Source organism: Amycolatopsis thermalba (genome assembly GCF_003385215.1).
Taxonomy (GTDB): Bacteria; Actinomycetota; Actinomycetes; order Mycobacteriales; family Pseudonocardiaceae; genus Amycolatopsis_E; species Amycolatopsis_E thermalba.
Genome location: NZ_PQHW01000069.1, coordinates 19,142 through 38,553 on the forward strand (window position 1 = coordinate 19,142; position 19,412 = coordinate 38,553).

The window sequence follows — 19,412 nt, forward strand, 5'->3', positions numbered from 1 at the left end:
CCCCATGAAGAGACGACTCCTCGCCGGTGCGGTGTCGGCAGCCCTCGTGCTGACGGTGGCCGCGTGCGGTGGCACGACGAAGAACGACAGCAGCTCCGCCGGTGCCGGTGGCGCCCAGCCGACCGCGCAGGCCGACCCGAACGCCCCCACCAAGGAGGGCGTGAAGATGGCCTTCCTGCCCAAGCAGCTCAACAACCCGTACTCGGACATCGAGGTCGGCGGCGGCAAGACCGCCCTGGACGAGCTGAAGGCCGAGTACAAGCTGGTCGGCCCGAACGACGCCAGCGCCTCCTCGCAGGTCAGCTACATCAACACGCTGATCCAGCAGCAGCAGGACGTGATCGGCATCGCCGCGAACGACCCGAACGCGGTGTGCCCGTCGCTGAACCAGGCCCGCAGCTCCGGCATCAAGGTCGTGGCGTTCGACTCCGACGCGGCCAAGGACTGCCGCGACGTGTTCATCAACCAGGCCACCACGCAGGGCATCGGCGAGCAGCTGGCGAAGATGGCGAGCGAGCTGGCCGGCGGCTCGGGTGAGATCGCCATCCTGTCCGCGACCCCGAACGCCACCAACCAGAACGCCTGGATCGAGGTGTTCAAGCAGCAGCTGGCCAAGCCCGAGTACGCGAACCTGAAGCTGGTGAAGGTCGCCTACGGCAACGACGACGACCAGAAGTCGTTCCAGGAGGCCCAGGGCCTGCTGCAGTCGTACCCGAACCTGAAGGCCATCGTCGCGCCGACCACCGTCGGCATCGCCGCGGCCGCGCGCTACATCAGCTCGTCGGCCTACAAGGGCAAGGTCGCGGTGACCGGCCTGGGCACGCCGAACCAGATGCGCGAGTACGTCAAGGACGGCACGGTCACGAAGTTCGCGTTGTGGAACCCGGCCGACATCGGCTACCTGGCCGCCTACGCGGGTGTCGCGCTCGCCTCCGGCCAGATCACCGGCGCCCAGGGCCAGACGTTCAAGGCGGGCAAGCTCGGTGAGTACACCATCGGCGCGGACGGCGAGATCGTCCTCGGCCCGCCGACGGTGTTCGACGCGAGCAACATCGACCAGTACAACTTCTGATGCTCCCCGGCCGGGCCGCACCGGCGGCCCGGCCGGGTCTCCACCAAGGACGAACTGTGGCCCGATACTGCTTCTGCCTGCAGGTGAAACCCGAGCGGATGGCCGAGTACGCGCAGCGGCACCGCGCGGTGTGGCCGGAGATGCGGCAGGCGCTGACCGACACCGGATGGCGCAACTATTCGCTGTTCCTCCGCGACGACGGCCTGCTGATCGGCTACGTCGAGGCCGACGACCCGGACACCGCGCGGGCGGCGATGGCCCGCACCGAGGTCAACGCCCGCTGGCAGGCCGAGATGGCCGAGTTCTTCACCGGCCTGGAAGGGCGCGGCCCCGACGAGGGGTTCCAGTTGCTCACCGAGGTCTTCCACCTGGAAGGAAAGTGATCCCGTTGTCCGACCTGACCGCCGTGAAAGAAGCCCTGCGGGCTCAGCGGATCGAAACGCCTTCGTGGGCCTATGCCAACTCCGGCACGCGGTTCAAGGTGTTCCCGCAGCCCGGGGTGCCGCGGACGCCGGAGGAGAAGATCGCCGACGCGGCGAAGGTGCACGAGCTGACCGGCATCGCGCCGAGCGTGGCCCTGCACATCCCGTGGGACCGGGTCGACGACTACGGCGCTCTCGCCAAGTACGCGCGCGACCTCGGCATCGAGATCGGCGCCATCAACACCAACGTCTTCCAGGACGAGGACTACAAGCTCGGCTCGGTCACCAACCCCGACCCGCGCATCCGCCGCAAGGCCACCGATCACCTGCTCGAGGCGATCGACATCATGGACGCCACGGGCAGCAAGGACCTGAAGTTCTGGTTCTCCGACGGCATCAACTACCCGGGCCAGGACGATCTGCGCACCCGCCAGGACCGGCTGGCCGCTGCCCTGCGCGAGGCGTACGACCGGCTCGGCGACGACCAGCGGATCCTGCTGGAGTACAAGCTGTTCGAGCCCGCGTTCTACGCCACCGACGTGCCGGACTGGGGCACCTCGTACGCGCACTGCGTCGAGCTCGGTCCTAAAGCGACGGTGTGCATCGACACCGGCCACCACGCGCCGGGCACCAACATCGAGTTCATCGTCGCGTTCCTGCTGCGCCAGGGCAAGCTCGGCGCGTTCGACTTCAACTCGCGCTTCTACGCCGACGACGACCTGATGGCCGGCGCCGCCGACCCGTTCCAGCTCTTCCGCATCATGTGGGAGATCGTGCGCGCCGACGCGCTGGACCCGTCCTACGGCATCAACTTCATGCTCGACCAGTGCCACAACATCGAGGCGAAGATCCCGGCGATCATCCGCTCGGTGCTCAACGTGCAGGAGGCCACCGCGAAGGCCCTGCTGGTCGACAAGGCGGCCCTGTTCGCCGCGCAGCAGGCCGGGGACGTGCTCGGCGCCAACGCCGTGCTGATGGACGCCTACAACACCGACGTGCGGCCGCTGCTGGCCGAGCTGCGCGAGGAGTCCGGGCTGGACCCGGACCCGATCGCCGCCTACCACCGCAGCGGTTACCAGGACAAGATCGTCGCCGAACGAGCCGACGGCCGGCAGGCCGGTTGGGGAGCCTGAACCACCATGACGAACAATCCCGCCGCCGAACTCATCCAGCGCAGCAACGCCCTGGGCGCCGACCCGCGCAACACCAACTACGCCGGGGGCAACACCTCGGCCAAGGGCAACGAGACCGACCCGGTCACCGGGCAGCCGACGGAACTGTTGTGGGTCAAGGGTTCCGGGGGTGACCTGGGCACGCTGACCGAGGCCGGGCTGGCCGTGCTGCGGCTGGACCGCCTGCGCGCCCTGGTCGACGTGTACCCGGGGGTCGAGCGCGAGGACGAGATGGTCGCCGCGTTCGACTACTGCCTGCACGGCCGCGGCGGCGCCGCGCCGTCGATCGACACCGCGATGCACGGCCTGGTCGAGGCCACCCACGTGGACCACCTGCACCCGGACTCGGGCATGCTGCTGGTCGCCGCCGCCGACGGCCCGGCGCTGACCAAGGAGTGCTTCGGCGACCGCGTGGTGTGGGTCGACTGGCGCCGCCCCGGGTTCCAGCTGGGCCTGGACATCGCCGCGGTCAAGAAGGCCAACCCGCAGGCGATCGGCGTGATCCTGGGCGGGCACGGCATCACCGCCTGGGGCGAGACGTCCGAGGAGTGCCAGAAGAACTCCTTGGAGATCATCCGGACCGCGGAGAAGTTCCTCGCCGAGCGCGGCAGCGCCGAGCCGTTCGGCGCGGTCGTGCCCGGGTTCGAGCCGCTGCCGGAGGCGGAGCGGCATGCCAGGGCCGCCGCACTCGCGCCGGTGATCCGCGGGCTGGCCTCGACCGACCAGCGCCAGGTCGGGCACTACACCGACAGCGACGTGGTGCTGGAGTTCCTGTCCCGGGAGAAGCTGCAGCCGCTGGCCGCGCTCGGCACGTCCTGCCCGGACCACTTCCTGCGCACCAAGGTCCGCCCGCTCGTGGTCGACCTGCCCGCGACCGCACCGCTGGAGGATGTCGTCGCGCGGCTGAAGGAACTGCACGAGGCCTACCGCGCGGATTACCGCGCCTACTACGAGCGGCACGCCACCCCGGACAGCCCGGCGATGCGCGGCGCCGACCCGGCGATCGTGCTCGTCCCGGGTGTCGGCATGTTCTCCTTCGGCAAGGACAAGCAGACCGCGCGCGTGGCCGGCGAGTTCTACGTCAACGCCATCAACGTGATGCGCGGCGCCGAGGCGGTCTCCCGCTACGCGCCGATTCCGGAGAGCGAGAAGTTCCGCATCGAGTACTGGGCGCTGGAGGAGGCCAAGCTCCAGCGCATGCCCAAGCCGAAGCCCCTCGCGGGCCGCGTCGCGCTGGTGACCGGCGCCGGTTCGGGCATCGGCCGGGCCATCGCCGAGCGGCTGGCCGCCGAGGGCGCCTGTGTCGCGATCGCCGACCTCAACGCGGACGCGGCCGAGGAGGTCGCCCGCGGCATCGGCAACACCGACAAGGCGGTTTCCGTGGTCGCGAACGTCGTCGATGCCGAGGCGGTCGCAGCCGCGGTGGACGCGACGGTGCTGGCGTTCGGCGGCATCGACCTGGTCGTCAACAACGCCGGCCTGTCGATCTCCAAGCCGCTGCTGGAGACCACCGAGAAGGACTGGGACCTGCAGCACGACGTGATGGCGAAGGGCTCGTTCCTGGTCTCGCAGGCCGCGGCGAAGGCGATGATCGCGCAGGGCCTCGGCGGGGACATCGTCTACATCTCGTCGAAGAACTCGGTGTTCGCCGGCCCGAACAACGTCGCCTACGGCGCGGCCAAGGCCGACCAGGCGCACCAGGTCCGGCTGCTGGCCGCCGAACTGGGCGAGCACGGCATCCGCGTCAACGGCGTCAACCCCGACGGTGTGGTGCGGGGTTCGGGCATCTTCGCCGGGGGCTGGGGCGCGCAGCGCGCCGCGGTCTACGGGGTGCCGGAGGAGGACCTGGGCAAGTTCTACGCCCAGCGCACTATCCTCAAGCGCGAGGTGCTGCCCGAGCACGTCGCCGCGGCGGTGTTCGCGCTCACCGGCGGCGACCTGACGCACACGACCGGCCTGCACGTGCCCGTGGACGCGGGTGTCGCGGCCGCTTTCCTCCGCTGACGCAGGAAGGACACATTCTGATGACCCTCGAGCGGATCACCCCGCGGCGCACGCGCGTCGGCCTCGTCGCCGGCGGGCTGGGCGCGTACTGGCCGCAGTTCCCGGAGCTGCTGCCGCAATTGCAGGCCTCCGCACGGCGCGTGGCCGAGCGTCTGTCCGCTTTGGACTGCGAGGTGGTGGACGCCGGGTTCGTCTCGGACGAGCGGGAGGGCGCGGCCGCGGCGGAGACGGTGCGGGTCGCCGACTGCGACCTGATCATCGGCTTCCTCACCACCTACCTCACCTCGAGCATGCTCGCGCCGGTCGCGCAGCGCAGCGGCTCGCCGGTGCTGCTGCTCAACCTGCAGCCCACCGAGGCGATGGACCACGCGAACTTCGACACCGGGGCCTGGCTCGCCTACTGCGGCGCCTGCCCGCTGCCGGAGATGGCCAACGCGTTCCGCCGCGTGGGCGTCGAGTTCCGCTCGGTGTCCGGGTATCTGGAGGACGAGCGGGCCTGGACCCGCGTCGAGCGCTGGATCAAGGCCGCCGGGGTGCGCGCCGCGTTCCGGCACGGGCGGCACGGCCTGCTCGGCCACCTCTACCCGGGCATGATGGACGTCGCCACCGACCCGACCCTGGTGACCGCGCAGTTCGGCGGGCACGTGGAGATCCTGGAGATCGACGACCTGCGGGTGCGGGTCGAGAAGGTCACCGACGACGAGACCAAGGCGCGGATGGACCTCGCGAAGGAGATCTTCGAGCTGGACGACTCGGTCGTCGAGGAGGACTTCGCGTGGGGCGCCCGCGTCTCGGTGGCGCTGGACCGGCTGGTCGAGGACTTCTCCCTGGACACGCTGGCCTACTACCACCGCGGCCTGGACGGGGAGACCCACGAGCGGGTCGGCGCCGGGTTCATCCTCGGCGCGTCGCTGCTGACCGCCCGCGGCATCCCGGCGGCCGGGGAGTTCGAGCTGCGCAACTCGCTGGCGATGCTGGTGATGGACCGGCTCGGCGCGGGCGGTTCGTTCACCGAGCTGCAGGCGCTGAACTTCCGGGACAACGTGGTCGAAATGGGCCACGACGGCCCCGCGCACCTGGCGATCAGCGCGCGACGGCCGCTGCTGCGCGGGCTCGGCGTCTACCACGGCAAGCGCGGCTGGGGCGTGTCCGTCGAGTTCGACGTCAAGCACGGTCCGGTCACCCTGCTCGGCCTCGGCCAGGAACGGGACGGGCGGTTCACGCTCGTCGCGTCCGAGGGCGAGGTGGTGCCCGGGCCGCTGCTGGAGATCGGCAACACCACCTCCCGGGTGGACTTCGGCGGCAACCCGGGGGAGTGGACCGACGCGTGGTCGGCCGCCGGGGTGAACCACCACTGGGCGCTGGGCACCGGGCACCGCGTGCCGGAACTCGAAGCCGTGGCCGACCTGCTCGGCCTCGAACTGCGCGTGGTGCGGGTGTGATGCGCCTGGCGGCCGCCGACCTGGGCGCCTCCAGCGGGCGTGTCATGGCCGGGACGGTGGGGCCGGGCGTGCTCGCGGTCGAGGAGGTGCACCGGTTCCCCAACGGGGGCGTCCGGGTCGCCCGAGCGGGTGGATCGACCCTGCACTGGGACATCCTCGCCCTGTACCGGGAGCTGCTGACCGGCGTGCGGGCCGCGCACAAGGCCGGTGCGCTGGACGGTCTCGGCATAGACTCCTGGGCCGTGGACTACGGGTTGCTCGACGCCTCCGGGGCGCTGCTGGGCAATCCGGTCAACTACCGCGACGCCCGCACCGAAGGCGTGGCCGAGCGGGTGCTGGAGACGGTTCCGGCGCGCGAGCTGTTCGACGTCACCGGCCTGCAGCAGCTGCCGTTCAACACGCTCTACCAGCTGCTGGCCGAGCGCGACCTGAGCGCCGCCGAGACCCTGCTGCTCATCCCGGACCTGCTGAACTACTGGCTGACCGGGGTGCGTGGCGCCGAACGCACCAACGCCTCCACCACGCAGCTCTACGACGTGCGGTCGCGGGAGTGGGCGGTGGGCCTGGCGGAGCGGCTGGGCATCCCGGCCCGGTTGCTGCCGCCGCTGCGCGACCCGGGCACGGTGGTCGGCACGCTGCTGCCGGACCTGGCCGCCGAGCTGGCGCTGCCGGAACTGCCGGTGGTCGCCGTCGGATCGCACGACACCGCGTCCGCGGTGGTGGGCGTGCCGGCCGAGCCGGGCACGAACTTCGCCTACATCTCGTCGGGCACCTGGTCGCTGGTCGGGCTGGAGCTCGGCGAACCGGAGCTGGGCGACGCGGCGCTGGCGGCCAACTTCACCAACGAGGGCGGCGTCGACGGCACGATCCGGTTCCTGCGCAACGTGATGGGCCTGTGGGTGCTGTCCGAGTCGCTGCGGACCTGGGACGCGCAGGGCACGCCGGTGTCGCTGCCGTCGGTGCTGGCGCAGGCCGCGGAGGTGCCCGCGCTGTCGGCGGTCGTGGACATCGACGCGCCGGTCTTCCTGCCGCCGGGGGACATGCCCGCACGCATCCGGCAGGCGTGCGCCGAAACCGGTCAGCGGGTCCCGGAGACGCCCGGCGAGATCGTGCGGTGCGTGCTGGACAGCCTCGCGCTGGCCTATCGTCGGACCGTGCGCCAGGCATCGGAGCTGACCGGCAGGCCGGTCGACGTCGTGCACGTGGTCGGCGGCGGGGTGCGCAACGAGCTGCTGTGCCAGCTCACCGCGGACGCCTGCGGCGTGCCGGTGCTGGCCGGGCCGGTCGAGGCCGCCGCGCTGGGCAACGTGCTCGTGCAGGCCCGGGCGCTGGGCGCGGACCTGCCGGACCTCGCCGCGATGCGGGCGCTGATCCGGGACACGCACGAGCTGCGCCGCTACGAACCGTCCGGCCGCGAGGCCGACTGGGCGCGGGCGGCCGCGCGGATCGATCCGAGGGTGGTGGCATGAAGGTCGCCGTGCAGGTCACCTGCATCAACGACGCGATGTTCCCGGACACCGGCAAGGCGGTGTTCACGCTGCTGCGGCGGCTCGGCGTGGCGGCGGAGTTCCCGGCCGCGCAGACCTGCTGTGCGCAGCCCATGGTCAACACCGGCTACCTCGACGAGGCCGTGCCGGTGGTGCGCAACTTCGTCGACGCGTTCGCCGGGTACGACGCGATCGTGACCCCGTCCGGGTCGTGCGCGGGCTCGGTGCGGCACCAGCACTCGATCGTGGCGCGCCGCAGCGGGGACGAGCGGTTGCAGGAGGTGGTCGCGGAGACCTCGCCGAAGGTGTACGAGCTGACCGAGTTCCTGGTCGACGTGCTCGGCGTGACCGACGTGGGCGCGTACTTCCCGCACCGCGTCACCTACCACCCGACCTGCCACTCGCTGCGGATGCTGGGCGTCGGCGACCGGCCGCTGCGGTTGCTGCGCGAGGTGCGCGGGCTCGACCTGGTGGAGCTGCCCGCCGCGAACGAATGCTGCGGCTTCGGCGGCACGTTCGCGGTGAAGAACGCCGAGACCTCGACCGCGATGGGCGCGGACAAGGCGCGGCACGTGCTGGACACCGGCGCCGAGGTGCTGGTGGCCGGGGACAACTCGTGCCTGCTGCACATCGGCGGGCTGCTGTCGCGGCAGCGCACCGGCGTGCGGGTGATGCACCTGGCCGAGGTGCTGGCGGGAACGGAGGATCGCTCGTGAGCGCCACTTTCGTGGGAATGCCCGCCTTTCCGAAGGCGGCGCGGGAGGCGTTGTCGGACACGCAGTTGCGCCGCAACCTCGCGCACGCCACCGGCACGATCCGCGCCAAGCGCGCGGCGGTCGTCGGCGAGGTCGGCGAGTGGGAGGAGCTGCGGCTGGCCGGCGCGGCGATCAAGGACAACACGCTGCGCCACCTCGACGAGCACCTGCTGACGCTGGAGAAGGCGCTGACCGGCCGCGGCGCCACCGTGCACTGGGCGCGGGACGCGGCCGAGGCGTGCGAGATCGTCGCGTCCATCGCGCGGCAGCACGCCGTCGACGAGGTCGTCAAGGTCAAGTCGATGGCGACGCAGGAGATCGGTCTCAACGAAGCGCTCGCCGCGCAGGGGATCACCGCGTGGGAGACCGACCTGGCCGAGCTGATCGTGCAGCTCGGCGACGACCTGCCCTCGCACATCCTGGTGCCCGCGATCCACCGCAACCGCGCGGAAATCCGGGAAATCTTCCGGGACAAGATGGCCGCCGCCGGGCGCCCGGCACCCGACGACCTGTCGGACCGGCCGGCGGAGCTGGCGGGTGCGGCGCGGCTGCACCTGCGGGAGAAGTTCCTGCGGGCGCGCATGGCCGTGTCGGGTGCCAACTTCGCGGTCGCCGAGACCGGGACGCTGGTCGTGGTCGAGTCCGAGGGCAACGGCCGGATGTGCCTGACGCTGCCCGAGGTGCTGGTGTCGGTGGTCGGGATCGAGAAGATCGTGCCGACCTGGTCCGATCTCGATGTGTTCCTGCAGCTGCTGCCGCGGTCGAGCACGGGGGAGCGGATGAACCCCTACACCTCGACCTGGTCGGGCGCGACCGAGGGCCAGGAGATGCACGTGGTGCTGCTGGACAACGGCCGCACCCGCGCGCTGGCCGACGAGGTGGGGCGGCAGGCGCTGCGTTGCATCCGGTGCTCGGCCTGCCTGAACGTGTGCCCGGTCTACGAGCGCACCGGCGGACACGCCTACGGCTCGGTGTACCCGGGTCCGATCGGGGCGATCCTGAACCCGCTGCTGCGCGGTACCGGTGTGGACGAGCAGGTCGACTCGCTGCCGTACGCCTCCAGCCTGTGCGGCGCGTGCTTCGAGGCGTGCCCGGTGCGGATCGACATCCCCGAGGTGCTGGTGCACCTGCGGTCCACAGTGGTCGACGCGCACCGGTCGTCGCCGAAGGCCGAGGCGGTGGCGATGAAGTCGGCGTCCTGGGTGCTCGCCGACGCGCGGCGCCTGGGCTGGGCCGAGCGTGGTCTCGGCGTCGCGGGCCGGGCGCTGAACCGGTTGGGGCGCAAGGTGATGCCCGGCGGGCGGCGCGCCCTGGGACGGCTGCCGTGGCCGGGTTCGCTGTGGAGCAACGCGCGGGACGTGCCGGCGCCGCCGGTGGAGTCGTTCCGGTCGTGGTGGCGGCGGGAGGGACGGCGATGAGCGCGCGCGAGGAAATCCTGGGCCGGGTGCGGTCCGCGCTGGCTTCGGCGGACCCGTCGGAGGCTCCGGTGCCCCGCGGCTACCGGTCGGCGGTGCCGTCAGGTGATGTGGTGGAACTGTTCGCCGAGCGGCTGGTGGACTACCGCGCCGAGCTGACGCGGTGCACTGTGGACACTCTGCCCGCGGCGCTGTCGTCGGCGCTGGGTGACGCGGAAGCGGTGCTGGTGCCGGACGGTTTCCCGTGGGAGGTGCCCGGTGCGGTGCCGGACACCGGGCAGTCCGCGGCGGAGCTGGACCGGCTGGACGCGGTGGTGACCCTGGCGGCGCTGGCGATCGCGACCACCGGCACGATCGTGCTGGACCACGGGCCGGGACAGGGGCGCCGCGCGGTGAGCCTGGTGCCCGACCGGCACGTGTGCGTGCTGCGGACCGACCAGATCGTGCCCGGCGTGCCCCAGGCTGTGGCCGCGTTGTCCCCGGACCGGCCGCAAACCTGGATCAGCGGCCCCAGCGCGACGAGCGACATCGAGCTGAACCGGGTCGAGGGCGTGCACGGGCCGCGGACGCTGCACGTGTTGCTGGTGTCGCCGTGACGACCGCGCAGCGCCCCGCCACGCTGCCCCAGGCGGATCTGGAGTTGCTGGAACTGCTCGCCGACGGCCTCCCGCTGGACGCCATCGCGCGCCGCCTGGACCTGTCGGAACGCACCGTCCGCCGACGGCTGCGTGCCCTCTGCGACCGGCTGGGCTTCGTGGCGCCGATCCAGGCGGTGGTGTGGGCCGCCCGGCGGGGCCTGCTGTGAGTTCCCCGCCGGGCGGGCCCGCTAGCTGACCATCCGGAGTTCGAGCAGCCAGCCGGGGCTGTCGAAGCTGCACCGGTAGTCGACGACGGCGCCGACGCCGATCATGTCCCGGCCCTGCTGCCGGCACTTTTCGTAGGTGGCGTAGACCTTCCACGGAACCCACACGTCCTGGGTCGTCACCGTCCCGGTGTCCGTGGGTGCGGGACTCGCGCCCGCCAGCGCCGTGGTCGCCGTCCAGCCGGTGAACGTCAGCGCGGCCGCCAGCGCCGACACCGTGGCCAGCCGTGTCAAGCTTCGTTGCATGATGAGCCTCCCAGTGGTGAAGGATTCATCGTCGCCCACCGGCTTGGCATGCCCCTGACGCGAACCGGAGCGCGCACGCAGGACGAACCCGTCCCCGCTACTGTTCCGCTACGGGGCGGCGGATCAGTGCGGGTGGCCGGGAATGGCCCGGTTGACCTGGTTTTCGGTGCCGGGCTCGACGATGACGAACTGGCCCATCATCCCGGAGTCCTCGTGCCGCAGGATGTGGCAGTGGTACATGTACGGCGACGTGGGATCGGTGAACTTCCCGAACTGGACCGCGAGCCGGACGACGCTCTTGCCGGGCACGTAGACGGTGTCCTTGTACCCGGTGGCGTAGGACGGCGGCGGGGCGCCGTCGGTGTCGAGGATCTGGAACGCGACCTCGTGGATGTGGAAGTTGTGCGAGTAGACGTTGTTCTCGATCTCCCAGATCTCGACGGCACCGGCCGGCACGACCTCGTCGATCCGGGTCAGGTCCATCTCCTTGCCGTTGATGGCGTCGTGGCCGTTGAGCGTGAACCGCCGCACGGTGGCGCCGGGCGGGGGAGTGACGGGGGCAGCTCGGTGAGCCGCGCGGGCAGTTCGGGTGACGGCGTGAGCCGTCCGGCGGCGACGATCTTCAGCACGTCGAAGTCGCCCGCGCCGATGTCGACACCGTTGTCGGTGTTGCGCAGCACGACCTGCTCGCCCGGCGCGAACGCGACGACGATCTCCGCGCGCTCACCGGGGGTGAGGGAGAACTGCTCGACCTCGACGGGAGCGCCGAGCAGCCCGCCGTCGGTGGCGACGACGTGGAAGCGGCGCCGGTCGCCGAAGCCGAGGGTGTACATGCGGGCGTTGGAGCCGTTGAGCACGCGGAACCGGACCCGCTCGGTGGTCACCTGCAGCACGGGACCGTAGGTGCCGTTCACCAGGACGTGGTCCCCCAGGATCCCGAACGTGCCGTCGAGCGGGTCACCGTCGAAGGAGCCGTCTTCGGCGAAGTTCTTGTCCTGCAGGATCAGCGGGATGTCGTCCACCCCGTAGTCCGAGGGCAGCCCGGGATCGGTCTCGTCGTCGACGATGAACATGCCGGCCAGCCCGCGGTAGACGTGCCGCGCGGTGGCGCCGTGCGGGTGCGGGTGGTACCAGGACGTGGCCGCGGGCTGGTCGATGGTCCACCGCGGGGACCAGAGCGCGCCCGGCTCGATGGGCTGGTGCGGCCCGCCGTCCATGGCGGCGGGCAGGCGCATGCCGTGCCAGTGCACCGTGCTGGTCTCGGGAAGCTCGTTGCGGACCGCCATCTGGACGACGTCGCCGCGCGCGGCGCGCAGGGTCGGTCCGAGGAACGTGCCGTTGAAGCCCCAGGTCGGCGTCTGTTTGCCGGGCAGGATCTGCGTCGTGCCGGTCCGCATCGCGAGGTCGAACCGGCGCACGCCACCGGCGTCCGGCTCCGGCCGCAGCAGCGGCGGTATCCGCAGCGGGGTGCCGAAGTCCGAGGGGGTGGCCGGGGCCGGGCCCGGGTCCGACCGCAGGCCACCGTCAGCCCGGACAGCACCGACAATCCCAGGAAAAGCACGTCTTCTCACGCCCGAAACCTACGGCCTGGGCGGAAGATCCCCCGCGTGAGGGGCCGCGGTGGCCGAAATCGGACACCGATCTTGTTCCGAACGTGAAGTCCACGTAACGTTCCCTCAGGTTTTGAAACGATTCACCGTCGAATCAGCGGCCGTTTCCCCACCGGCCGAGGAGGAGCAGCATCGATGCGCTCTCGTTCTCGTCTCCGCAGAATCCTGATCCCGGTCACCGTCGCCGCGGCGCTGGTGACCGGGCTCGCCCCGCCGGGCGTCGCGCAGGGCGGGCTCGTCTCCGTCACCGGCCTGCGCACCGCGCACCAGGACCGTCCACTGGGGACGGACGACACCACGCCCGTCCTGTCCTGGCAGAACACCGCGCACGCACGCCAGCGCGAGCAGTCCGCCTACCAGATCCAGGCCGCCACCTCACCCGAAGCCCTCGGCCGGGGCCGCGCCGACCTGTGGGACACCGGCCGCGTCGCGAGCGCCGACGTCGAAGCCACCTACGCCGGCAAGACCCTCACCAGCCGTCAGCGCGTGTACTGGCGCGTGCGCACCTGGTCCGGCCCCGCGCCCTCGGCGTGGAGCGAGCCGACCTGGTTCGAAACCGGCCTCATCGACCGGGGAGACTGGACGGCCGGCTGGGTCACCAACCACGACTGGCAGCTGAGCCGCAAGCCCGCGCAGCCGGTGGTCGTCACCCTGCCGGGGCGGACCGCGCGGTACGTCCGCCTCGACGTCACCAAACTCGGCCTCCCGCTCGCCGAACAGCCCATCGACAGCAACAACCGCCTCGTCACCACCGGCACCGCGCGCCGCTTCCCGGATCTGACCCACCGGCTGCAGCTCGCCGAGATGCAGGTGCGCAACTCCGCCGACCCGTCGGTCAACTTCGCCGCCGGGCGGGACAAGTTCGTCACCGCCTCGGAGACGGAGACCATCCGCAAGGAGTGGGAGCCCGGCCTGATCGCCGACGGCCTGGTCACCTCCAACCCGGAGGAGGCGAGCAACGCCGGCTACCAGAGCGCCGCGCACGACACCCCGGACGCGCCGGTGTGGGTGACCATCGACCTCGGCGCCGACCGCACCTTCGACCAGGTCGTGCTCTACCCGCGCACCGACACCCTCACCGCCGACGGCAGGACCCCGAACTTCCCCGTCGACTACACGATCCAGACCGCGCCCGCCGCATCCGGCCCGTTCACCGTCGCCGCGACCGTCAAGGACCAGCCCACGCCGGAGAACTGGCTGCCCGAGGCCCTGCCGCTGTTCGCGAAGGACTTCACCGTCCACGGCCAGGTGAAGCAGGCCCGCCTGTACGTCAGCGGCCTCGGCGTGTACGTGCCGAGCCTCAACGGCGCCCGCGTCGGGGACGCCGTGCTCGAACCCGGCAACACCGACTACGCCGACCGGGTCACCTACGCCGCCTACGACGTCACCGGCCAGATCCGTGGCGGCGGCAACACGATCGGCATCGCGGTCGGCAACGGCACCGCCGACGCGCTGCACACCTCCGGCCGCTACCGCAAGTTCGCCCGCACCGCGAGCGACCCGCAGGTGATCGCGCAGCTCGAACTGACCATGGCCGACGGCAGCGTCCAGCGCGTCGGCACCGACACCTCGTGGCGCACCACGCTCGGCCCGACCACCGCGTCCAACTGGTACGGCGGCGAGGACTACGACGCCCGCCGCGAAATCCCGGGCTGGGACGCGCCGGGCGCGAACCGCGCCACCTGGACGCCGGTCACCGCCGTCGCCCCGCCCGCGCCGACCACGAAGCTCACCGCGCGCAGCGGCGAGCCCGTCCGCATCGTCGAGCAGCTGCCCGGCGCCGAGGTGTCCCGTCCCGCGCCCGGTGTGCGGGTCTTCGACGTCGGCCGCAACATCGCCGGCATCCCGCGGATCACGCTGACCGCCCCCGCCGGCACCACGGTCCGCGTCTTCCCGGCCGAGGCGCTGCGCAACGGGCGCGTCGACCAGTCGAAGTCGAACGTCGGCGCGCCGATCTGGGACAGCTTCACCGGCAAGGGCGGCGCCCAGACCTGGCACCCCGAGTTCTCCTACCACGGCTTCCGCTACCTGGAGGTCGTCGGCGTCCCGGACGACGCCCAGCTGTCGGTCACCGGCCTGCGCACCATGGCCGACAACGACTCCGCGGGCGAGTTCACCACGTCGAACGAGATCGTCAACGGCATCCACCGGCTCACCCGGCACGCGCTGGAGAACAACATGCAGAGCGTGCTCACCGACTGCCCGAGCCGGGAGAAGCTGGGCTGGCTGGAGCAGGACCACCTGGCCTTCGACACGATCGCCCGCAACTACGACGTCGAGGCCTACCTCGGCAAGATCGTCCAGGACATCGCCGACGGCCAGGAGTCCTCCGGTCTGGTGCCCAGCACCGTGCCGGACTACGTGACGCTGGCCGGCACCTACCGCGACGACCCGAACTGGGGCGGCGCGCTGGTCCTGCTGCCGCTCAAGGCCTACCGCACCTACGGCGACACCGACCTGCTGCGCACCCACTACCCGGCGATGCAGCGGTATCTGTCCTATCTGGAGGGACAGACCACCCGCTGGATCGACGGCGGGGTCTACGACTACAGCCTCGGCGACTGGATCACCACCGAGAAGCCCGTGATGCCGCGTGCGATCACCGGCACGTTCGGGGTGTGGGCCATCGCCGACGGGCTCGCGCAGGTCGCGCAGGCGCTGGGTCGCGACGCGGACGCGGCCACCTACCGCGCCCGCGCCGACGACCTCGCCCGCAAGGTGTGGGCGAAGTACTACAACCCGGCCACCGGCCTGTTCGGCGGCGGCGGGCAGGGCGCGACCGCACTGGCGCTGGACATGGGTGCGGTGCCCGCGGACCTGCGGGCCGCGCAGGTGCGGCACCTGGTGGACAGCATCCAGGCGACCGGCTGGCACCTGATCATGGGCGAGATCTCGTTCCCGTCCGTGCTGCGCGTGCTGTCCGAGGCCGGGCGCGACGACGTCGTGTACCTGATCGCGACCCGGACCACCAGCCCCAGCCTGGGTTTCCAGGTCAAGGCCGGGTTGACCGCGCTCGGCGAGACCTGGGACGGCGGCAGCGGCCAGTCGCAGAACCACTTCATGCTCGGCGCGATGGACGGCTGGCTGCAGACGCGGCTGACCGGCATCGAGCAGACGCCCGATTCCACCGGGTTCCGGCGCCTGCTGATCGACCCGGCCGTCGTCGGCGATCTGACCTCGGCCTCCGGCCGGTACGAGAGCACCTACGGCGAGATCCGCACCTCCTGGAGCCGCACCGGCGGCGAGTACCGGCTGGACGTCACCGTGCCGGTGGGCGCGACGGCCGAGGTGCACGTGCCGTTCACCGGTCACGTCCCGGTCGCCGACGGCGCTCGCTTCGTCCGCGTGGACGGCGCCGAGGCGGTTTTCGAGGCCGGCTCCGGTTCCTGGACCTTCCGCTCGCGCGTGGCCTGAGAGGACACCACCATGAGAAGACTCGTCTCCGTCCTGCTCGCGGCTGTCACCGCCGTGGGCCTGGCCTCGGCACCCGCCGTCGCACAAAGCCCCGGCCCGGCCCCGACCACCGATCTGTCCCGGTTCGATCCGGCCGCCTTCGCCGACCCGCCGAAGGACAGCCGGCCGAGCGTCTACTGGTACTGGAACAACACGATCACGCCGGAGACCACCGACCGGCAGATGGCCGAGATGCGGGACAAGGGCATCTACGAGGCCGTCGTGTTCCCCTACGGTGGCGCGTCGATGCGGCCGGCCTTCCTCACCGAGGAGTGGTTCACGCTCATCGAGCACGTCCTGCGCGAGGCGCAGCGCACGGGCATGAAGATGTGGCTGTTCAACGACAACAACTTCCCGAGCGGCCGCGGCGGGCTGAAGGTCGCCGAGGAGCACCCCGAGCTGCGGCTCAAGGGACTGCTGCGGTCCAGCCGCATCGTGACCGGTCCGGCGACGCTGACGCTCGCCGAGACCACGGGTCTGTCGGTGGACGGCGGCAAGCTCGTCGTCGATCCGGCGACCAAGCCCGGCGGCGCGGCGCTGACCCCGGGCGGCGGCTGGACCGACTACACGGTGACCGGCAAGGTCACGCTCACCAGCGGCGGCACGCAGCTGATGGTGCGCAGCGACGGCACGAACGGCTACCTGGTCGACGTCGACGTGAAGGGCAACACGAGCGTGTGGCGGGTCGACGGGACCCAGCGGACCCGGCTGACGACCGGCATCCCGACGCCCGGCTTCTCCGCGACCCGCGCGCAGACGATCACGGTGACGGTCTCCGGCAACACGATCACGCCGAAGATCAACAACACCGTGCAGCCCGCGGCCACCGACTCGACGTACGCGAAGGGCTCGGTCGCGGTGTCGGCCGAGGGCACCCAGCGGTCGCAGTGGGACACCCTGTCGGTGACCGCGCCGGACGGCGGCGTGTTGTGGTCGTCGAACTTCGACGACGCGCGGGCGCTCACCGATTTCCCGGCGGCGCGGGTCACCCTGGCCGGGATCACCGCGGCGGCGGCGCGCCCGGCGGGCACGGCCGACTTCCGGACCGCGGTCGAGCTGGACCCGGCGCAGGGCGCCTGGTCGGTCCCGGCGGGGCAGTGGCAGGTGGACGTGTACGCGCAGGCGCTGCTGCGCGACGACTCCAGCGGTTACGTGCGCGGGTACCTGGACCTGCTCGACCCGGCGGCCACCGACGCGTTCCTGGACACCGTGCCGGGCGAGTACGTGCGGCGCTTCCCGTGGGCGATGGGCACCGTGGTGCCCGGGTTCTGGGACGACGAGCCGTTCCTCGCCTCCGCGCAGCCGCACCCGTTCAAGCGGCTGCCGGCCTCGCCGGGCCTGGCTCAGGCGATCGTCGCCGCCGGTGGCACCCCGGGCGTGGCGTACCTGGGCGCCGCGGACGGCCTGGACCCCACCGCCGATCCGGCCGCCGGCTACTACTGGCGCGCGGTGAACGATCTGTTCGCCACGAACTACTACCAGCGTCAGGCCGAGTGGATGGCGCGGCACGGGCTGCAGCTGCTGACCAACCCGCTGCTGGACGAGGAGGGCCCGCAGCAGCGCATGCACTCCACCGGTGACCTGAGCAAGGACAACCAGTGGGCGCAGGTGCCCGGCAGCGACATGATCACCGGCGACTACACGCTCGGCGAGCAGACCATGCTGGGCCGCAACGCCGCGTCCGCCGCGCACCAGAGCGGTGCGCCGCGCGTGGTGATGGAGACGTTCGGCAACTCGGGCTGGCAGGTCGCGCCGGAGTTCATGCACGCGACCACCGGTGCGCTCGCCGCGCGCGGCGTGAACCTGACGTTCCTGCACGCCATGTGGACCGACGAGAACTCGGTCAACTTCCCGCCACCGTTCGGGCCGCGCAGCACGTTCTGGGCGGACATGCCCGCGGTCGACGCGTGGATCGGCCGGGTGATGGAGCTGGGCCGGGGCGAGAACCTGGCGCGGACCGTGCTCGTGCAGCCGCAGCGGGCGGCCGAGCAGACCCGGGTGGCCGACGCCGAGCACACGCTGGACGGGCACTTCGCGGACGCCGCGTACGCGCTGGAGCGGGGCCAGGTCGATTTCGACCTGGTGAGTGACTCGTCGTTGTCCGGCGATCCGGTGGCGCGGTTCCAGGCCGTGGCGCGGGCCGGTGAGCTGCACGTCGGCCAGGCGTCCTACCAGCTCGTGGTGCTGCCGCGGACGCCGGTGCTGGACCTGGAAACGGTGCGCACGCTGGCGCGGTTCGTGCAGGTCGGCGGGCACGTCGCGGCGGTCGGCCCGCTGCCGGCGCGGGAGGCGCGTGGCCGGGACGCCGAGCTGGCGGGTGAACTGAGCCGCCTGTTCGGCGACGCGGGTGCCGCCTGGCAGCGGCGTGGTGCCGGTTCCGTCGCGGTGGTGGGCGACGCCGAGGCGCTGCCCGGGCTGGCCCGGGCGTACGCGGCGGCTCGCTTGGAGCCCGCGGCGCCGAGCGTGCGGGTGTCGCGGACCGCGCGCGGCCAGGATGTCGCGTACTTGCTGAACAACGAGAGCGACCAGGTCGTGACGACGACCGCGACGTTCCCCAGCGGGGGCGTCCCGGAGATCTGGGACCCGCGCACCGGTTCGGCCCGCACCGCGACGGCGTACCGCGCGGACCGGGACGGTGTGGCGGTGCCGGTGCGGTTGCAGCCGTACGAGACGCTCGCGGTGGTGTTCCGCCACGGCGTCCGGGAGACCCCGCACCTGACCGATGGCACGCTGCCGGCCGACGCGGTCACTGTGGACGGACGGTCCCTGCGGGCCACGGTGGTCGCCGGCGCGCCCGGCGAGTACCACCTGTCCGGCGCGGCGAACGGCCGCAGCTACGGCGGCGTGGCTTCGGTGACGGACGCGCTGACCCCGATCCCGCTGGCGGGCCCGTGGCAGGTGCGGCTGGAGAAGCCGGGCGCGGTGGAGGCGGAACGCCCGCTCGGTTCGTGGACGAGCTTCGACCCGACGTTCTCCGGAAGCGCCGTCTACACGACGACGGTGTCGCTGACCGCGCGGGACCTGGCCGGCCGCCGGTTGGTGCTGGACCTGGGCGCGGTGCACGACCTGGCGATGGTGACCGTGAACGGCGCGGTGTTGCCCACGGCGTTGTGGCGTCCGTACACAGTGGACGCCACAGCACTGCTGAAGCCCGGCGAGAACACGATCGCGGTGCGGGTGACCAACACGCTGGCCAACTCGCGCAACAAGATCCTCCCGTCGGGCCTGGTGGGCCCGGTGGTGCTGCGGCCGCAGGCCGTGGTGACCGCGCGGCTGGACCAGGGCCGCTGATCGGCTCGTGCCACAGGATCCTTCCGTCGGGCCTGGTGGGCCCGGTGGTGCTGCGGCCGCAGGCCGTGGTGACCGCGCGGCTGGACCAGTGCCGCTGACTGGCTCGTCGCGCTCAGCCGGTGCTGCCCCGCTGTCATCGGGGCAGCACCGTGCCGCTCGTTTTCCCCATCCCCCTCCCCAG

Annotated in this window: 15 protein-coding genes; 12 read left to right on the plus strand and 3 right to left on the minus strand. The window is 71.9% G+C overall.

What is annotated here, in order from left to right; translation table 11 throughout:
* Positions 1 to 4: 4 nt before the first annotated feature.
* From rhaS to D0D15_RS24255, 10 genes are read left to right on the plus strand one after another with little or no spacing between them, the layout of a single operon-like run.
* Positions 5 to 1,072 (plus strand): rhamnose ABC transporter substrate-binding protein, encoded by a 1,068-nt coding sequence (gene rhaS / locus D0D15_RS24210; RefSeq protein WP_094004963.1) that lies wholly within the window; start codon positions 5 to 7, stop codon positions 1,070 to 1,072.
* 56 nt (positions 1,073 to 1,128) lie between these two features.
* Complete coding sequence (locus D0D15_RS24215) at positions 1,129 to 1,455, plus strand: L-rhamnose mutarotase (RefSeq protein WP_115944759.1); 327 nt, start codon at positions 1,129 to 1,131, stop codon at positions 1,453 to 1,455.
* Positions 1,452 to 2,627, plus strand: coding sequence for an L-rhamnose isomerase (rhaI, locus tag D0D15_RS24220; RefSeq protein WP_094004965.1), 1,176 nt, complete (start codon positions 1,452 to 1,454; stop codon positions 2,625 to 2,627). The genes D0D15_RS24215 and rhaI overlap by 4 nt, the downstream gene beginning before the upstream one ends.
* Positions 2,628 to 2,633: 6 nt before the next feature.
* Entirely contained in the window at positions 2,634 to 4,670 is a 2,037-nt protein-coding gene (locus tag D0D15_RS24225; protein ID WP_115944760.1) for a bifunctional aldolase/short-chain dehydrogenase, read from the plus strand.
* Positions 4,671 to 4,690: 20 nt separating this feature from the next.
* On the plus strand, positions 4,691 to 6,112 hold the full coding sequence (locus D0D15_RS24230; protein WP_115944761.1) for an L-fucose/L-arabinose isomerase family protein: 1,422 nt from the start codon (positions 4,691 to 4,693) through the stop codon (positions 6,110 to 6,112).
* Positions 6,112 to 7,581 (plus strand): rhamnulokinase, encoded by a 1,470-nt coding sequence (locus D0D15_RS24235; RefSeq protein WP_198958190.1) that lies wholly within the window; start codon positions 6,112 to 6,114, stop codon positions 7,579 to 7,581. Before D0D15_RS24230 ends, D0D15_RS24235 begins: the two co-directional genes overlap by 1 nt.
* On the plus strand, positions 7,578 to 8,315 hold the full coding sequence (locus D0D15_RS24240) for a (Fe-S)-binding protein (RefSeq protein ID WP_094004968.1): 738 nt from the start codon (positions 7,578 to 7,580) through the stop codon (positions 8,313 to 8,315). The genes D0D15_RS24235 and D0D15_RS24240 overlap by 4 nt, the downstream gene beginning before the upstream one ends.
* A gap of 17 nt (positions 8,316 to 8,332) precedes the next feature.
* Positions 8,333 to 9,772 (plus strand): lactate utilization protein B, encoded by a 1,440-nt coding sequence (locus D0D15_RS24245; RefSeq protein WP_094004969.1) that lies wholly within the window; start codon positions 8,333 to 8,335, stop codon positions 9,770 to 9,772.
* Positions 9,769 to 10,365, plus strand: coding sequence for a LutC/YkgG family protein (locus D0D15_RS24250; RefSeq protein ID WP_094005010.1), 597 nt, complete (start codon positions 9,769 to 9,771; stop codon positions 10,363 to 10,365). The genes D0D15_RS24245 and D0D15_RS24250 overlap by 4 nt, the downstream gene beginning before the upstream one ends.
* Positions 10,362 to 10,574 carry a helix-turn-helix domain-containing protein gene (locus D0D15_RS24255; protein ID WP_094004970.1) on the plus strand — a complete coding sequence of 71 codons (213 nt, stop codon included), beginning with the start codon at positions 10,362 to 10,364 and terminating at the stop codon, positions 10,572 to 10,574. The genes D0D15_RS24250 and D0D15_RS24255 overlap by 4 nt, the downstream gene beginning before the upstream one ends.
* A gap of 21 nt (positions 10,575 to 10,595) precedes the next feature.
* On the opposite strand, the gene D0D15_RS24260 is transcribed toward D0D15_RS24255, so the two are convergent.
* The 3 genes from D0D15_RS24260 to D0D15_RS24265 all read right to left on the minus strand — a co-directional run bounded on the left by D0D15_RS24260 (position 10,596) and on the right by D0D15_RS24265 (position 12,448).
* Positions 10,596 to 10,877, minus strand: coding sequence for a hypothetical protein (locus D0D15_RS24260; protein WP_143266175.1), 282 nt, complete (start codon positions 10,875 to 10,877; stop codon positions 10,596 to 10,598).
* A gap of 123 nt (positions 10,878 to 11,000) precedes the next feature.
* Positions 11,001 to 11,408 (minus strand): multicopper oxidase domain-containing protein, encoded by a 408-nt coding sequence (locus D0D15_RS37200; RefSeq protein ID WP_233157203.1) that lies wholly within the window; start codon positions 11,406 to 11,408, stop codon positions 11,001 to 11,003.
* On the minus strand, positions 11,351 to 12,448 hold the full coding sequence (locus D0D15_RS24265) for a multicopper oxidase family protein (protein WP_233157204.1): 1,098 nt from the start codon (positions 12,446 to 12,448) through the stop codon (positions 11,351 to 11,353). Before D0D15_RS24265 ends, D0D15_RS37200 begins: the two co-directional genes overlap by 58 nt.
* A gap of 174 nt (positions 12,449 to 12,622) precedes the next feature.
* On the opposite strand from D0D15_RS24265, the gene D0D15_RS24270 reads away from it, so the two are divergent.
* Positions 12,623 to 15,901 carry a family 78 glycoside hydrolase catalytic domain gene (locus tag D0D15_RS24270; protein ID WP_094004972.1) on the plus strand — a complete coding sequence of 1,093 codons (3,279 nt, stop codon included), beginning with the start codon at positions 12,623 to 12,625 and terminating at the stop codon, positions 15,899 to 15,901.
* A gap of 12 nt (positions 15,902 to 15,913) precedes the next feature.
* The gene (locus D0D15_RS24275; RefSeq protein WP_094004973.1) at positions 15,914 to 19,231 is read left to right on the plus strand and encodes a glycosyl hydrolase; all 3,318 of its coding nucleotides are present in this window, start codon (positions 15,914 to 15,916) and stop codon (positions 19,229 to 19,231) included.
* Positions 19,232 to 19,412: the final 181 nt, after the last annotated feature.

Bases quoted from the DNA above. Each gene is read 5' to 3' on its own strand.
- rhaS (WP_094004963.1), top strand. From the start codon at position 5: ATGAAGAGACGACTCCTCGCCGGTGCGGTGTCGGCAGCCCTCGTGCTG.
- D0D15_RS24225 (WP_115944760.1), top strand. From the start codon at position 2,634: ATGACGAACAATCCCGCCGCCGAACTCATCCAGCGCAGCAACGCCCTG.
- D0D15_RS24230 (WP_115944761.1), top strand. From the start codon at position 4,691: ATGACCCTCGAGCGGATCACCCCGCGGCGCACGCGCGTCGGCCTCGTC.
- D0D15_RS24235 (WP_198958190.1), top strand. From the start codon at position 6,112: ATGCGCCTGGCGGCCGCCGACCTGGGCGCCTCCAGCGGGCGTGTCATG.
- D0D15_RS24240 (WP_094004968.1), top strand. From the start codon at position 7,578: ATGAAGGTCGCCGTGCAGGTCACCTGCATCAACGACGCGATGTTCCCG.
- D0D15_RS24245 (WP_094004969.1), top strand. From the start codon at position 8,333: ATGCCCGCCTTTCCGAAGGCGGCGCGGGAGGCGTTGTCGGACACGCAG.
- D0D15_RS24250 (WP_094005010.1), top strand. From the start codon at position 9,769: ATGAGCGCGCGCGAGGAAATCCTGGGCCGGGTGCGGTCCGCGCTGGCT.
- D0D15_RS24260 (WP_143266175.1), bottom strand. From the start codon at position 10,877: ATGCAACGAAGCTTGACACGGCTGGCCACGGTGTCGGCGCTGGCGGCC.
- D0D15_RS24270 (WP_094004972.1), top strand. From the start codon at position 12,623: ATGCGCTCTCGTTCTCGTCTCCGCAGAATCCTGATCCCGGTCACCGTC.
- D0D15_RS24275 (WP_094004973.1), top strand. From the start codon at position 15,914: ATGAGAAGACTCGTCTCCGTCCTGCTCGCGGCTGTCACCGCCGTGGGC.